The following is a 15835-nucleotide window of genomic DNA, read 5'->3' on the forward strand; positions in this document are numbered from 1 at the left end:
TAAAGACTCAGACTATTTTTTGCGAAGAAAAAGATTCTTTTCGCGTTCCCTGCGGTAAATTAGCTCCTTCACCACGCCGTTACCGGCATAAATCCACGAGCCGAATTGTTCGGCTGCGGCGGCATAGCAGCCCTGGTTCAAAAACATCAGCAGCGTTGACGGCTGCCCGCTCTTCAGCGCTATCAGTCCGGCTTTTACGCCGCGTTGCCCGGTGCCGACGCTGAACAGGATTGAACAAAGCGCATCGAACTGATTTTGGGTAACGGGTACGGCAAGCGCCTGATGTAACCGGGCCTCGCATTGCTTCAGGTCACTTCTGAGCAACGCTTCTGCCAGTTCCGGCGTGAGACTATCCCCTTCGTGAACACCTTCAGTATGGCCATAGCCGATTGTCCAGATGCCCGCATAATTTTGCTCTGCGTTTAAACGAAGTTTTTCCTGAGCCTTGATAAAATCAATACCCTTATCTGAAATATTCATTTTTCACTCTGATACACGGAAAATAATGCTCCCGAAGGAGCATTATTTATTAGTGGCAATTAACGCAGGTAATCCCATGGTTTACCGTACTGACCGGTTGTTTCTTCCAGACCAGGTTCAGAACCCTGTGACCAGAATTTACCGATATAGTTAACGCCTTTATGCGTCACCTTGCTGCCTTCTACATAGGTAGCGGTAGCGCTCCATTGCGGATAGTCAGAAGGCGCATCAGGGTTAACCGGATCGACTGGCTCAACCGGGTCAACTGGATCGACCGGATCAACAGGCGCGGAAGAGGCAGGCGCGATAACAACTTTATAAGAAGCCATATCGGTTTTCTTATTGGCCGCGGTAACGGTCAGCAGCACTTCCACTACGGTTTCAGCGGTCACGACAGGCAGCACAACGTTAGTTTCGCTCGCCTGAGGAGATACGATCTGCACGTTGCCTGAGTTTGACCATTTGTAGCTGGCCGCTTTAGAAGATTTATCCGCCGAGAATACCAGCGTGCTGCCACCCTGCGCTTTCATGGTAATAACAGCAGTCGGTGCAGTTTCGTCTTCTGGTTCAACCGGGTCAACCGGGTCAACCGGCTCGACAGGATCTACCGGCTGTTCGCCTTCAATATTGATGCCTTTGAAGTAGAAAGGAGACATATCAATATTCTGCTGCACAATCGGGCAGCCCATGCCTTCGCGACCGGCGTTAACCAGCAGGCCATTATCGTTGTCGATAGTCCAGGTGAACAGGCCGCCCAGACCTTTTTCAATAACATAACGCGCTTTTTCGCGAACGGTGCGCGGCGTATCAATAGAGTGGAATACTTTAGACGTTGGGCTGTACAGATAGTCTGCGCAAGCTTCATCATCGGTATAAACGTTGTAGCCGTTACGGCCAGATTTGTTTTCCAGATCCAGATAGTTGTTGATGATGTCATACCATTCAACGCAGCCGGATTCGAAAGTACCCACGGTAGTACCGTTGCCGTCGTAAGAGCCTTTCAGCGGAGAGAAAGAAGAAATTTCGCCGCCTTTAGCGCTACGTGAATAGCCTGCATAGCCGATGTTGATCGCTTCAGGATCCACGCCCAGGTTCAGCAGATACTCCACCGCTTCTTCCAGGCTGTAAGTAGTATTTTCAGTTTTGTACAGGTTAGCGTGATGGCCCAGACCATCAGCCCACGGCGTCCCGAAGAAGTCATAAGTCATCAGGTTGATGCCATACAGACCGACTTCCAGCAGACCTTTGATATTGGAATGCTGCAGCACTTCCACGTTGGCGGAAGAAGCGATACTGATTTTCACGTGGCTCAGGCCATTTGCCTTCAGCGCTTTGTTCAGCGTGTCGATCAGGACAGCGTAGTTTTCGCCGTCTTCCGGGCCATGTGGGTTGCCTGCGCCTGGCGCATTTGGGTATTCCCAGTCGATATCAATTTCAGAGAACATGGGGAAACGTTTAAAGAAATCGATGATGCTGGCCACCAGCGTATCAATCGCGCTCTGGCTTTTTGCCAGCTCATGGAAAGCGTCGCTCATGGTCCAGCCACCGAGGCTGAAAGAGAGCGCCAGATCGTGACCCTGCGCCTTAGCTTTTTTCTGCAGGTCGCGCATTGCGCCCAGCACGCCCTGAAGATTAGGGTGATCCTGATAGAAACAATCTTCTTCCGTATCTGAACCTACGCTGCCTGGGCCAAAGCCGAAAGCTTTCCAGCCGCTAAAGCCGCAGTTGATATAAGACTGGCAATCGCCCCATGGATCCAGGATGGTCATCTCATTGGTTTTTTTCAGCGTCTGGCGAGCGGCCTGCTCGATTTTCGCTTTGTTGTCGCCCTGATCGCCAACGATGCCGGTAAAACCAAAAATGATTTTATCGTAAGCAGTTGGGTCTAATTTAGTGATATCGATACCACGACCACGGTTAGCTTTAAGGATATTGCCGTTGTTATCTATCTGACGCTGATCGTAGTGCGCCCAGTCAGTATAGTAACCAAACAATTTAGGCTTATTGGCAGTATTATATTTATTGTAAACACGCTGCGCTACGCGACCGGAAGTGTAGCTATACTCAGAGGTATTGGTCGCCGGGTTAAAACCGTCTGCGGCATACGACTGTTCTGTATAGATATCCTTCTGAATTAACTTACTCATGGTGGATCCTTATCTGGTAAAAGTTAATATGATTTGTGCCGACGATTAAACGTGGCCAGCTAACTTTCACCTGGCGCGACCTATGCTTGCCAGTTACAAATAAAGAATAATCATCAGGGAAAGATTACTGCCTTTGAAATACTATTAATAAGCAAACGCTACATCAACAAGGGAAATCGCGCAGTTTTTATATCAACGGTAGCTCAACAAAGGTTACGGTAAACAATAAGACAGGATTTTATTCATCAATAGCAGATAAACAATAATTAGAACCTCACGCAACATCCGCCTGAAGAAAAGTGCGAAAAGGCCCGTCCGGCTGCGGGTTTGCGCCGTGTAGCCCGCACTTTTTAGCGATCGCCTGCCAATAATTACAACACCAGATTATCCTTTCCGCTGATATATTCCTGCCACGAACAGAGTGAAGCGAAAGGCAGTAGAAAGCTGCCAATAAAAATAAGAACAAATTTTCATTTTAAATTAATAATAAGGTACTGACGCTGGCCAGGATTTTCACACCGCCGTATTTTATTCATCCATTACAGATTAATTAACTTAACAGGTTATAGTCATGAGCGAAGAAATTTATCTCGGTAATAATATCTATCTTTCAGAAGAAAGAAACCATCTCATCAATGGTAATATTACTTTAACCATCAGTGAGAAAGAAAAGCGGCTCCTCAGCTATTTTCTTCATCATCCTGAAACCGAGCTGACAAAAAGCAACCTAATCTCCGCAATCTGGGAAAGTCGTGCGGCAACCATCGATGACGCCAACCTTACCCAGCTGGTTTATAAAATACGTCGGGATCTGGCTGCGGTGAACCTCAGAAACTGTATCAAAACCATTCCGGGCAAAGGCTATATCTATATTCCTGAGAAAGATAAAAAAAGCGAAGCACCGGTGAAGGCGGCCAGCAATAAAACGGAGTGCGTGGTCTGCTCGATTTTGACCGTAACGGCGGGTTTGATGGCAATTTGTACACTTTTTTTCTTCCTGATGTACGGTTAACGGCAGTTTAATTACAACATTAAAAAGAAGTTTATGCCTGATGGGTGAGACAGGATTGGCCAGTGAGTCTGTAGCCATAAAAAAATGCCAGGCAGTTTCCTGTCTGGCATTCTTGCTTAAACCTGAATTACATCGCTTTTTTGGTTAACTCGATCACGCGCAGTTTGGCGATCGCTTTAGCCAGTTCAGCCGACGCGGCAGCAAAGTCCACATCGCCATGCGAGCCGCTCATGTGCTCTTCGGCTTTGCGTTTTGCTTCCATGGCGCGGGCTTCGTCGAGGTCAGCGCCGCGGATCGCCGTATCAGCCAGCACGGTAGTCGCGCCTGGCTGTACTTCGAGCATGCCGCCGGAGAGATAAATATACTCTTCGTCGCCCTGCTCTTTCACGATGCGGATCATACCAGGTTTAATGGCGGTCAGCAGCGGCGCGTGGCCTGAGTGAATACCCAGCTCGCCTTCGCTACCTGACACCTGGATGCGCTGCACCGTGCCGGAGAACATCTGCTGCTCCGCACTGACAACGTCCAGGTGAAAAGTCATAGCCATAATTAACCTCCCGGGAAACCGTTACAGTTTCTTCGCTTTTTCCACGGCTTCTTCGATGGAACCTACCATGTAGAAAGCCTGCTCTGGCAGATGGTCGAATTCGCCGTCCATGATGCCTTTAAAGCCACGGATGGTATCTTTCAGCGACACGTACTTGCCCGGAGAACCGGTGAAGACTTCTGCCACGAAGAACGGCTGGGACAGGAAGCGCTGCATCTTACGAGAGCGAGCAACCACCAGCTTGTCGTCTTCAGACAGCTCGTCCATCCCGAGGATAGCGATGATGTCTTTCAGTTCCTGGTAACGCTGCAGCAGGGACTGCACGCCACGAGCCACGTCGTAGTGTTCCTGACCAACAACCAGCGGATCCAGCTGACGGCTGGTGGAATCCAGTGGATCAACCGCCGGGTAGATACCCAGAGACGCGATCTGACGGCTCAGTACCACAGTTGCGTCTAAGTGCGCAAAGGTAGTCGCTGGCGATGGGTCAGTCAGGTCATCCGCAGGGACGTAAACGGCCTGTACGGAGGTGATAGAACCGGTTTTGGTTGAGGTGATACGCTCCTGCAGAACGCCCATCTCTTCCGCCAGCGTTGGCTGGTAGCCTACCGCTGATGGCATACGACCCAGCAGCGCGGATACTTCGGTACCGGCCAGGGTGTAACGGTAGATGTTATCGATGAACAGCAGAACGTCGCGACCTTCATCACGGAATTTCTCCGCCATGGTCAGGCCGGTCAGCGCTACGCGCAGACGGTTTCCTGGTGGCTCGTTCATCTGGCCGTAGACCAGGGATACTTTGTCGATAACGTTGGAGTCGGTCATCTCGTGATAGAAGTCGTTACCTTCACGAGTACGCTCGCCCACGCCGGCAAATACGGAGAAACCTGAGTGCTCAGCCGCGATGTTACGGATCAGCTCCATCATGTTTACGGTTTTACCTACGCCCGCGCCGCCGAACAGGCCGACTTTACCGCCCTTGGCGAACGGACACATCAGGTCGATTACCTTGATACCGGTTTCCAGCAGCTCCTGAGAGTTGGACTGGTCTTCGTATGAAGGTGCGGAACGGTGGATAGCCCAACGCTCTTCTTCGCCGATGTCGCCTTTCATATCGATTGGCTCGCCCAGCACGTTCATGATACGGCCAAGCGTTGCGGTACCTACCGGTACTTCGATTGGGTGCGCAAGGTCAGCTACTTCCAGACCGCGCTTCAGGCCGTCGGAAGAACCCATTGCGATGGCGCGAACCACGCCGCCACCCAGCTGTTGCTGCACTTCCAGCACCAGACGGGCATCACCATTTTTAGTCTCAAGCGCGCTGTACACCTGTGGTACTGCGTCCTGAGGAAACTCGACGTCAACAACGGCGCCGATTACCTGGACAATTTTTCCAGTAGCCATTCTGAATCCTCTACCTAATTCGTTAACCTGGTTAAACCGCGGAGGCCCCCGAGACGATCTCGGTAAGTTCCTGGGTGATGCTGGCCTGACGAGCCTTGTTGTATACCAACTGCAGCTCTTTGATCAGGTTTCCGCCGTTGTCGGTCGCAGCCTTCATCGCCACCATACGCGCGGCCTGCTCGCTGGCCAGGTTTTCTACAACACCCTGGTAAACCTGAGACTCGACGTAGCGGCGCAGCAACGTGTCCAGCAGCGCTTTCGGATCCGGTTCATACAGGTAATCCCAGGTGCTTTTCTTCACCACGCCTTCAGTTTCTTCTGCTGGCGGTAACGGCAGCAGCTGGCTGATTTGCGGTGACTGGGACATAGTGTTGATAAATTTGTTGCTGACCACATAGAGCTTGTCGATGCGACCTTCGTCGTAAGCCTGCAGCATCACTTTCACCGGGCCGATCAGATCGGACAGGGAAGGCTTGTCGCCCATACCCGTGACCTGAGCCACCACGTTGCCGCCGACAGCGCCGAAAAATGAAAGACCTTTGGAGCCGATAATCGCCAGATCGCTCTCGACGCCTTTATCTGCCCAGCCTTTCATATCAGCCAGCACTTTTTTGAACAGGTTAATGTTCAAACCACCACAAAGCCCGCGGTCGGTAGACACGACCAGGTAGCCGACGCGCTTAACGTCGCGCTCCTCCAGGTAAGGGTGCTTGTATTCCAGATTGCCTAACGCAATGTGACCAATCACTTTGCGCATGGTCTCTGCATAAGGACGGCTGGCCGCCATGCGTTCCTGCGATTTACGCATTTTGGAGGCGGCGACCATTTCCATCGCTTTGGTGATCTTCTGCGTGTTCTGCACGCTGCCGATCTTACTACGTATCTCTTTTGCGCCGGCCATAAGCTTCTCCTCAAAGCCTTGCGGCCTGCCCCGCGAGGGACAAGCCGCCAGACATTACCAGGACTGGGTTTTCTTAAACGTCTCGAGCAGGCCTTTCAGCTTCGCTTCGATATCGTTGTTGTAGTTGCCAGACTGGTTGATTTCGGCCATCAGCTCGCTGTGGTCGCGATCGGCATAGGCCAGAAGCGCTGCTTCGAAGCTGCCGATTTTCGCCAGCTCGACGTCGTTCAGGAAGCCGCGCTCGGCTGCAAACAGCACCAGACCCTGCTGCGCTACGGACATCGGCGCATACTGTTTCTGTTTCAGCAGCTCGGTCACTTTCTGACCGTGGCTCAGCTGTTTACGGGTCGCTTCGTCCAGATCGGACGCGAACTGCGAGAATGCTGCCAGTTCACGATACTGTGCCAGCGCGGTACGGATACCACCGGACAGTTTCTTGATGATCTTGGTCTGAGCTGCGCCACCAACACGGGATACGGAGATCCCCGGGTTAACCGCCGGACGAATACCGGAGTTAAACAGGTTGGTTTCCAGGAAGATCTGACCATCGGTAATCGAGATTACGTTGGTCGGAACGAACGCGGAAACGTCGCCAGCCTGGGTTTCGATGATCGGCAGCGCGGTCAGGGAACCGGTTTTACCTTTCACTTCGCCGTTGGTAAAACGCTCGACGTAGTCGGCGCTCACGCGGGAAGCACGCTCCAGCAGACGGGAGTGGAGGTAGAACACGTCGCCAGGGAAAGCTTCACGGCCTGGCGGACGGCGCAGCAGCAGGGAAACCTGACGGTAAGCAACAGCCTGCTTGGACAGGTCATCGTATACGATCAGCGCGTCTTCGCCGCGGTCGCGGAAGTATTCGCCCATGGCGCAGCCAGCATACGGAGCCAGGTACTGCAGAGCAGCAGACTCGGAAGCGGTTGCCACAACCACGATGGTGTTAGCCAGCGCGTTGTGTTCTTCCAGCTTACGCACCACGTTAGCGATGGTAGAAGCTTTCTGGCCGATAGCCACGTACACACACTTGATGCCGGAATCACGCTGGTTGATGATCGCATCGATCGCCATTGCGGTTTTACCGGTCTGACGGTCGCCGATGATCAGCTCACGCTGGCCACGGCCGATTGGAATCATCGCATCCACAGACTTATAGCCGGTCTGTACAGGCTGGTCTACGGACTGACGGTCGATAACGCCTGGCGCGATAACTTCGATTGGCGAGAAGCCGTCGTTGTCGATAGCACCTTTGCCGTCGATTGGCGCACCCAGGGTGTTCACCACGCGACCCAGCAGGCCACGGCCTACCGGAACTTCCAGGATACGGCCGGTGCACTTAACCTTCATGCCTTCGGCGAGGTCAGCGTATGGGCCCATCACTACGGCACCAACGGAGTCGCGCTCCAGGTTCAGTGCGATAGCGTAACGGTTGCCAGGCAGCGCGATCATCTCACCCTGCATAACATCGGCTAGGCCGTTTACGCGGATGATGCCGTCGCTGACGGAAACAATAGTACCTTCGTTGTGAGCTTCACTCACGACATTGAACTGAGCAATGCGCTGCTTGATCAGTTCGCTGATTTCGGTGGAATTCAGTTGCATATGCTCCAGTCCCCTTAAGACTGCAAGTCGTCTGCAAGGCGCTCAAGACGGCCGCGTACGCTGCCATCAATGACCATATCACCCGCACGGATGATTACGCCCGCCATTACAGACTTATCAATTTTGCAATTCAGCTTAACTTTGCGTGACAGACGTTTTTCCATAGCGGCGCTGATTTTGGTCAGCTGTTCGTCACTCAGTGTAGTGGAAGAGATTACCTCAACGTCCGCAGTCGCATCGTGTGCGGCGCGAAGCTGGATAAACTGAGCCAGTACATCGGGAAGCGCTGGTAAACGTTTGTTTTCGGCCATGACCTTAATCAGGTTCTGACCGGCTTCATCGAGTTGATCACCACAAATAGCGATGAACCGCGCAGACAACGCTTCCGGCGCTAATGCGCCGGAAAGGAGTTCTGCCACTTGTTCATTGCTGGCCACTTCGGTAGCGAACGCCAGCATCTGCTGCCAGCGATCGACACTCTGATGCTCAACAGCAAAGTCAAAAGCTGCTTTGGCGTAGGGGCGAGCTACGGTAGTAAATTCAGACATCAGCCCCTCCCTCCTTACAGTTCAGCGACCAGTTTATCAACGATGTCGCTGTTAGCAGCTTCATCCACGGAACGTTCAATGATTTTCTCGGCGCCGGCCACAGCCAGCATCGCGACCTGCTTGCGCAACTCTTCACGTGCACGTTTGCGTTCGGCGTCGATTTCAGCCTGCGCCTGGGTGACGATCTTGTTACGTTCCTGCTCAGCTTCAGCTTTGGCTTCGTCCAGGATCTGCGAACGGCGCTTGTTGGCCTGTTCGATGATAACCTGGGCTTCTTCTTTCGCTTTTTTCAGCTGGTCGGTCGCATTAGCCTGCGCGAGATCCAAATCTTTTTTGGCACGTTCTGCGGAAGCAAGGCCGTCGGCAACTTCTTTCTGGCGCTTTTCGATAGCGGCCATCAGCGGCGGCCATACGTACTTCATGCAGAACACTACAAACAGGATGAACGCGATGGCCTGGCCGAGGATTGTTGCGTTTAAGTTCACTGCACAATGCCTCTTGTTAAGTTAACTTTTTTCTCCGGTCGGCTGACCGGAAGAAGCCGTTCATCGTCGAACCAAAGCCCAACGATGAACATCAGGGTTACGCGACGGCGAACATCACGTACAGGCCCAGACCAACAGCGATCATTGGGATTGCATCCACCAGACCCATTACAACAAAGAACTGCGTACGCAGCAGAGGGATCAGATCCGGTTGACGCGCGGCGCCTTCCAGGAATTTACCTCCGAGGATGCCGATACCGATCGCAGCACCGATTGCCGCTAAGCCCATCATCACAGCGGCAGCCATGTACAGCAGATCCATATTCAGGTTTTCCATGACAGTCTCCAGTTTGTTTCAGTTAAAACGCAGTAGTGTTGATAAAAAAATCAGTGTTCTTCAGATGCCATCGACAGATAGACAATCGTCAGTACCATGAAAATGAAAGCCTGCAACGAAATGATCAGGATGTGGAAAATGGCCCATGGCACACTCAGAACCCACTGTGACCACCACGGCAACAGGCCGGCAATCAGGATAAAAATCAATTCACCCGCATACATGTTGCCGAACAGTCGCAGACCGAGAGAAACCGGTTTGGACAGCAGGCTCACGCCTTCAAGGATCAGGTTGATCGGAATGAAGATTGGGTGATTGAAAGGTTGCAATGTCAGCTCTTTAGTAAAGCCCCCAATGCCTTTCATCTTGACGCTGTAGAACAGAATCAAAATAAATACGCCCAGCGCCATCGACAGCGTGATATTCACGTCGGCTGAAGGCACTACACGCAACGCTGGCAAACCCAGAACGTGCTCGCCGATGTACGGCAGCAGATCGATAGGCAGCAGATCCATGAAGTTCATCAGGAAGACCCAGACGAAAATCGTCAGAGCCAGCGGTGCGATTACTTTGCTTTTACCGTGGTACATGTCGCGGACGTTGTTGTCGACGAAGCCAACAACCAGTTCAATCGCCGCCTGCAGTTTTCCCGGAACGCCGCTGGTGGCTGATTTCGCAACTTTGCGAAACAGCACCAGGAATACCAGTCCCAGCACCACAGAGAAAAACATGGAGTCAATATTCAATACCCAGAACGACGGAGCGTCGTGCGGATTCACCAGCTCGAAGGTACGCAGGTCCAGCTGAAGGTTATTCAGATGGTGACCTATGTATTCCTGCGGCGTAGAGATTTCTCCTGCAGCCATGATGCCTCTTACCCTTTGTTGTTAATTACAGCCGGTGCGACGATTTGCACAATCACCACCGATAACCAGGTCAGTCCGAGCGGCGTAAATGCCGCCCCAAACACCGCCAGCGCCACGACAAGCAGAAGAATGGTCGCCAGAACCTTCAGCACTTCGCCCAGAGCGAAGCTCCAGGCCACGCGTCCTTTAACCGGGTCTCCTGCCTGATGACGCCAGGCAAAAATCATAAACAATACGTTCGGCAGCCAGGCCGCCAGTCCGCCCGCTATCGCGGACAGGCCCCAGGTTAGCTCTTTCAGGGCAAACAGCGCGCCGATTATGACAAAAATCATCAGCTGAAGAAGCAGCACGGTTCGGGCAAATTTTACTCTGTAAAGGGACACTGACATGACGCTGAAACTCTCCTGCCCCGCCGGGGGTATGTCGCGTGTCGTATAAAACTGCCTTTGCCGCTTTGAGTCAAGCAGCAAAAAACGAGCAAATTATACGGGGCGGTCCTGCGATTTCAATGGATAAGTAGCGAAATGGTGAACAATTATTTAAATTTCTTTCTCGGGCCCACTTTTTCAAAACTGTGTGGAACAGCAAACACAGCGAAAATGAGGGCACAGAACCGGGAATATCGCTCACAAAGCGTGCGGAAGATCACATTTCAGTAATATTTTATCTAACAAGCTTTAAAGAATATTCTGCGCACCGCGAAAGAAAATATAATTATATCAATAACATTCAACCACTTACTGTTTTTTAGCCGCTAATCAGCCCGCCAGGCCGATTTAAACTGTTAATTGACATTCATTGCGGGCAAATTTTCAGGCTATTCCGCCTGGCACAGCAGATAAATATCGTCCGGCTGATTTACGTCCATCCGGGAAAAAGCACCTGGCGGCCACAATGAGGTAATACTCTTGATAATAATTTGTGAAATTAACGTTAAATGTAACCGAGTGTGACAACTAATTTCTCTGCGTCATTTTAACCTTGCTGAAACATTATCCGCCGCAGAAAAAAAGATCTGCCGCCGCCCGAAAGGCTAAAAAACCGCCCGGCATTTTACCTGCAGGCAGTGCAACTGGCATCTTCTCCCCTGCCCTGCCGCCCATACTTAACTAAAATTGAGTAATTTAAAACGCTTACTCACGTAATACCTGCTGAATAATTCAGCGATAATACGGTAAAATTTTGCGCATTCCAGCATTATTTATCTTTTGCGGGGCACCAGGTCGCTGCTTTAGCCACCCGATTTAGCGGGTTTAACCACCACTAAATGCCGCTCGCCTTCCAGCTCAGGTACGGCAAGCTTCACCGTTTGCTGATGAATAAACCCTTCCGGTAGCGCAGCAAGCTCGTCCTGGGGTACCACACCTTTCAGCGCGTAAAAACGCCCGTTTTCGCCTGGCAAGTGATGGCACCAGCTCAGCATATCGTTCAGCGAAGCGAAAGCGCGGCTGATAACGCCGTCAAAAGGCGGCTCGGCAGGAAACTCCTCTACCCTACTTTGCACGGGCGCAATATTTTCCAGCTTCAGTTCATGCTGTACCTGCTTAAGAAAGCGCACGCGCTTGCCCAGGCTGTCCAACAGCGTGAAATGCGCTTCTGGTCGCACGATGGCCAGCGGTACGCCAGGCAGGCCCGGCCCGGTACCCACATCGATAAAGCAATTGCCCTGTAAATGCGGCTCAACCACGATGCTGTCCATGATGTGGCGAACCAGCATCTGCTGCGGATCGCGCACGGAAGTCAGGTTGTAAGCTTTGTTCCACTTGTGCAGCAGCCCGACGTAGCCAACCAGCTGCTCTTTTTGCAGATCGGTCAGGGAAATATTGGCGGCTTTAAGCAGCGCGGAGAGTTTATTAATCACGGTAACGTCCAAATCAGTAAAAAGGCGGCCGGAGCCGCCCAAAGAGCATCAGGCGCTTTTACGCAGCAGTCCCTGCTTTTTCAGGTAAATCAGAAGAATGGAGATAGCAGCAGGCGTAATGCCTGAAATACGCGAGGCCTGGCCGATAGAACCCGGCTTATGGTCATTCAGCTTGGCGATCGCTTCGTTGGAAAGACCGCTGACCTGGCGATAGTCCAGATCCGCTGGCAGCAGCGTATTCTCGTTGCGCAGCTGACGATCGATCTCTTCCTGCTGGCGAGCGATATAGCCTTCGTATTTCACCTGAATCTCGACCTGCTCAGCGGCCTGAGGATCGCTCAGGGCTGGCGCAAAGGTGCTCAGCGTCATTAGCTGCTCATAGGTCATTTCAGGACGGCGCAGCAGATCTTCGCCGTTGGCTTCTTTGGTCAGCGCGGCGCTCAGCACGCCGTTCACTTCGTCTACGGCTTCTGATTTCGGGTGTACCCAGATATCGCGCAGACGCTGGCGTTCCTGCTCAATGCTTTCCAGCTTCTCGTTGAAGCGTGCCCAGCGAGCATCGTCAACCAGCCCCAGCTCACGGCCTTCGGCAGTCAGACGCAGATCGGCATTGTCTTCACGCAGCATCAGACGGTATTCCGCCCTTGAGGTAAACATACGGTACGGCTCTTTGGTACCCAGGGTGCAGAGATCGTCGACCAGTACGCCCAGATAAGCCTGATCGCGGCGTGGCGCCCAGGTTTCTTTATCGGCAGAGAGACGACCCGCATTGAGACCTGCTAACAGCCCTTGCGCAGCAGCTTCTTCATAGCCGGTGGTGCCGTTGATCTGACCCGCAAAGAACAAGCCTTCGATAAACTTGCTTTCCAGCGTAGGTTTCAGATCGCGCGGATCGAAGAAGTCATATTCGATGGCGTAGCCCGGACGAACGATCTTCGCGTTCTCCATGCCCTGCATGGAATGAACGATTTGCAGCTGAACGTCAAACGGCAGGCTGGTGGAGATGCCGTTTGGATAGATTTCGTTGCTGGTCAGCCCTTCCGGCTCCAGGAAGATCTGGTGTGCGTTACGATCGGCAAAACGCATCACTTTGTCTTCGATGGAAGGACAGTAGCGTGGGCCGACGCCTTCAATCACGCCAGCGTACATCGGGCTGCGATCCAGATTGCTGCGAATGACGTCGTGCGTTTTCTCGTTGGTATAGGTGATATAGCAAGGCACCTGCTGCGGATGCTGCGCCGCATTGCCCATGAACGAGAAGACCGGTAGCGGCGTATCGCCGTGCTGCGGAGCCAGCACGCTAAAATCGATAGTGCGGGCGTCAATACGCGGCGGCGTGCCGGTTTTCAGTCGGCTGACACGCAATGGCAGCTCGCGGAGTCGGCGAGCCAATGGGATCGAAGGTGGATCGCCAGCACGGCCACCGCTGTAGTTATCCAGCCCGATATGGATCTTGCCATCCAGGAAGGTGCCTACGGTCAGTACAACCGCTTTGGCACGGAATTTCAGCCCCATTTGGGTAACGGCACCCACCACACGATCGTTTTCCACAATCAGATCGTCTACCGCCTGTTGGAAGATCATCAGGTTCGGCTGGTTCTCTAACGCGGTGCGTACAGCCTGCCGATAGAGCACGCGATCCGCCTGAGCACGGGTAGCGCGAACCGCCGGCCCCTTGCTTGCGTTTAGTATCCTGAACTGAATGCCCGCCTGGTCGATAGCGTGCGCCATCAGGCCGCCCAGCGCGTCCACTTCTTTAACCAGATGTCCTTTTCCGATGCCACCGATCGCCGGATTACAGGACATTTGTCCAAGCGTATCAATGTTATGCGTTAAAAGCAGGGTTTGCTGACCCATTCGGGCTGCCGCCATAGCGGCTTCCGTGCCCGCATGACCACCACCGATCACGATGACGTCAAAAGGATCTGGATAAAACATGGTACTGAACCTCGCGGTTGTGCGATTAAGAGAGTGGGGGTTGCCCGGGGCGTGAATTCTACTCAACTTTGGCCGAAGGTGAAAGCGCAGTGCCTGGAGCGTATTAAAAAGAAGATCTTTTTTATTTAAAGATCTCTTTACTGGATCTTCTATTAGGATCGTCGATCGCTGTGGATAAGCCTTTTTTCCTTACCAGGATCATCGGCTTATCAGGGATCGATTGCTGTGAAAGATCGGTGATCCTGCGCCGTATAAGCTGGGATCAAAAAGGCATGTTATACACAGCCACCAGCGGACGGTCAGGTTGTTCTTTGGATAAACACCGGTTATTACCGCTGGATCCTTATAGTTATCCACAGTTGACCGCTAAATAAATCAGCAGATCCGGGAAAAATTTACAAAACCTGGGCTGTTTTTTCAGCACTGAACCCCCTTATCAGGCGATCCGGCAACAGGATCTTCAGCCGATCAGCGTTTTCCAGTGCTCAACCCAGACCTCTGCGGGATCCTCAGGAATTTCATGTTCAAGCACATCGATATCCAGACGATCGCCGATCCGTTGAGCGCCACAGGCTGTCAGTAACTTGTCCATTTTGTCGATCGCACCGCAGAAAAGATCGTATTCGCGGTTGCCAATGCCCACGGCGCCATAGCGAAGCTGGCTCAGATCCGGTTTCTTCTCTTCTATTTCATCAAACAGCGGCTGCAGGTTGTCCGGCAGATCGCCAGCTCCGTGCGTAGAAGTCACCACCAGCCAGATTCCCGATAAAGGAAGTGCCTCCAGTTCCGGGCCGTGCAGCAGCTCGGTAGAGAAGCTGGCTTCTTCCAGTTTCTCGGCCAGAAGTTCAGCCACATATTCTGCGCTGCCTAAGGTGCTGCCGCTGATTAAGGTTACGTCCGCCATGTGAGATCCCTGTTTGCTAAAGGCGGGTATTGTACGTTGTGATCACGCTGGGATCTACCTGTGGAAGAATAGGGTTTTTATTTGGGGCGCCTGGCTTACTTGCCATTTTCAATTCGGGCAGTGCTCGCGGTCCTTACGTACTTAAGTACGCTGCGGGCGCTGTGCGCTGGCCGAATCGAAACTGACTGCGCCGCCGACGGCGCATCCATCTGTCCAGGAAAAGAGGGAAAAATTTCTGTGGATAATTTTGTGCACAGATCAGGGCTTGATCGTGCGCATGATCGGGTTTTGCAGAGAGATTAATGTCTCCGTGGACTGGATCTCATCAATGGTCTGGATCTTGTTGATCAACACCTGCTGCAGGGCGTCTATCGATCGGCACATCACCTTAATAAAGATGCTGTAATGCCCCGTGGTGTACCAGGCCTCGACTACTTCATCCAGCGCGTCAAGCTTCGCCAGCGCGGAGGGATAGTCTCTGGCGCTTTTGAGGATGATGCCGATAAAGCAGCAAACGTCGTAGCCAAGCTGCCGGGGATCTATCTCTACCCGCGTTCCTTTGATAATGCCCGCCTGCTTCATCTTTTCTACGCGCACATGGATAGTGCCTGGGCTAACGTTGAACTGTTTGGCCAGCTCGGCATAAGCGGTACGCGCATTGGCCAGCAGCGCATTAAGAATGCCGCGATCGAGATCGTCGGGTTGCATATTGTCCGCCATAAGGGTTCCTGGATTGAGGATTTTTCAGTATATGACGGGATAATGTGCAGGAAAGGGAAAAAACAGGCAATAAAATAGCGGATAGTTTG

16 protein-coding genes are annotated in these 15835 nt (G+C 52.5%); 1 reads left to right on the top strand and 15 read right to left on the bottom strand.

Going from position 1 to position 15835, the window contains the following annotated elements:
* Positions 1-12 precede the first annotated feature (12 nt).
* A complete protein-coding gene (locus ACETPC_RS15090; RefSeq protein ID WP_380182623.1) occupies positions 13-480 on the bottom strand; it encodes a lysozyme in 468 nt (155 codons plus the stop codon).
* 59 nt (positions 481-539) lie between these two features.
* Complete coding sequence (locus ACETPC_RS15095; RefSeq protein ID WP_380182625.1) at positions 540-2627, bottom strand: glycosyl hydrolase family 18 protein; 2088 nt, start codon at positions 2625-2627, stop codon at positions 540-542.
* A gap of 571 nt (positions 2628-3198) precedes the next feature.
* Between ACETPC_RS15095 and ACETPC_RS15100 the strand changes: the two genes are divergently transcribed.
* Positions 3199-3639 (top strand): transcriptional regulator, encoded by a 441-nt coding sequence (locus tag ACETPC_RS15100; RefSeq protein ID WP_380182627.1) that lies wholly within the window; start codon positions 3199-3201, stop codon positions 3637-3639.
* 127 nt (positions 3640-3766) lie between these two features.
* On the opposite strand, the gene ACETPC_RS15105 is transcribed toward ACETPC_RS15100, so the two are convergent.
* The 13 genes from ACETPC_RS15105 to asnC all read right to left on the bottom strand — a co-directional run bounded on the left by ACETPC_RS15105 (position 3767) and on the right by asnC (position 15746).
* Positions 3767-4186 (bottom strand): F0F1 ATP synthase subunit epsilon, encoded by a 420-nt coding sequence (locus tag ACETPC_RS15105; protein ID WP_380182629.1) that lies wholly within the window; start codon positions 4184-4186, stop codon positions 3767-3769.
* A gap of 21 nt (positions 4187-4207) precedes the next feature.
* Positions 4208-5590, bottom strand: coding sequence for a F0F1 ATP synthase subunit beta (gene atpD, locus ACETPC_RS15110; RefSeq protein WP_125289176.1), 1383 nt, complete (start codon positions 5588-5590; stop codon positions 4208-4210).
* Between the two features lie 31 nt (positions 5591-5621).
* Positions 5622-6491: a F0F1 ATP synthase subunit gamma gene (gene atpG / locus ACETPC_RS15115; RefSeq protein ID WP_380182631.1), complete on the bottom strand. Its 870-nt coding sequence runs from the start codon at positions 6489-6491 to the stop codon at positions 5622-5624.
* A 54-nt stretch (positions 6492-6545) separates the two neighbouring features.
* Positions 6546-8087 carry a F0F1 ATP synthase subunit alpha gene (gene atpA, locus ACETPC_RS15120; RefSeq protein WP_380182633.1) on the bottom strand — a complete coding sequence of 514 codons (1542 nt, stop codon included), beginning with the start codon at positions 8085-8087 and terminating at the stop codon, positions 6546-6548.
* 14 nt (positions 8088-8101) lie between these two features.
* The gene (atpH, locus tag ACETPC_RS15125) at positions 8102-8635 is read right to left on the bottom strand and encodes a F0F1 ATP synthase subunit delta (protein ID WP_380182635.1); all 534 of its coding nucleotides are present in this window, start codon (positions 8633-8635) and stop codon (positions 8102-8104) included.
* Between the two features lie 14 nt (positions 8636-8649).
* Positions 8650-9120, bottom strand: a complete 471-nt coding sequence (gene atpF, locus ACETPC_RS15130; RefSeq protein WP_147200441.1) for a F0F1 ATP synthase subunit B — start codon at positions 9118-9120, stop codon at positions 8650-8652.
* Positions 9121-9217: 97 nt separating this feature from the next.
* The gene (gene atpE, locus ACETPC_RS15135; protein ID WP_003849523.1) at positions 9218-9457 is read right to left on the bottom strand and encodes a F0F1 ATP synthase subunit C; all 240 of its coding nucleotides are present in this window, start codon (positions 9455-9457) and stop codon (positions 9218-9220) included.
* Between the two features lie 50 nt (positions 9458-9507).
* The gene (gene atpB, locus ACETPC_RS15140; RefSeq protein WP_380182638.1) at positions 9508-10323 is read right to left on the bottom strand and encodes a F0F1 ATP synthase subunit A; all 816 of its coding nucleotides are present in this window, start codon (positions 10321-10323) and stop codon (positions 9508-9510) included.
* Positions 10324-10331: 8 nt separating this feature from the next.
* A complete protein-coding gene (gene atpI / locus ACETPC_RS15145) occupies positions 10332-10712 on the bottom strand; it encodes a F0F1 ATP synthase subunit I (RefSeq protein WP_380182640.1) in 381 nt (126 codons plus the stop codon).
* 842 nt (positions 10713-11554) lie between these two features.
* Positions 11555-12184 carry a 16S rRNA (guanine(527)-N(7))-methyltransferase RsmG gene (rsmG, locus tag ACETPC_RS15150; protein WP_380182642.1) on the bottom strand — a complete coding sequence of 210 codons (630 nt, stop codon included), beginning with the start codon at positions 12182-12184 and terminating at the stop codon, positions 11555-11557.
* A gap of 48 nt (positions 12185-12232) precedes the next feature.
* Positions 12233-14122 (bottom strand): tRNA uridine-5-carboxymethylaminomethyl(34) synthesis enzyme MnmG, encoded by a 1890-nt coding sequence (gene mnmG / locus ACETPC_RS15155; protein ID WP_380182644.1) that lies wholly within the window; start codon positions 14120-14122, stop codon positions 12233-12235.
* 460 nt (positions 14123-14582) lie between these two features.
* Positions 14583-15026, bottom strand: coding sequence for an FMN-binding protein MioC (gene mioC, locus ACETPC_RS15160; protein ID WP_380182646.1), 444 nt, complete (start codon positions 15024-15026; stop codon positions 14583-14585).
* A 258-nt stretch (positions 15027-15284) separates the two neighbouring features.
* Positions 15285-15746 carry a transcriptional regulator AsnC gene (gene asnC, locus ACETPC_RS15165; protein WP_336143698.1) on the bottom strand — a complete coding sequence of 154 codons (462 nt, stop codon included), beginning with the start codon at positions 15744-15746 and terminating at the stop codon, positions 15285-15287.
* Positions 15747-15835: the final 89 nt, after the last annotated feature.

Origin of the sequence: Pantoea sp. sgz302252 (assembly GCF_042610525.1) — a bacterium.
Taxonomy (GTDB): Bacteria; Pseudomonadota; Gammaproteobacteria; order Enterobacterales; family Enterobacteriaceae; genus Erwinia.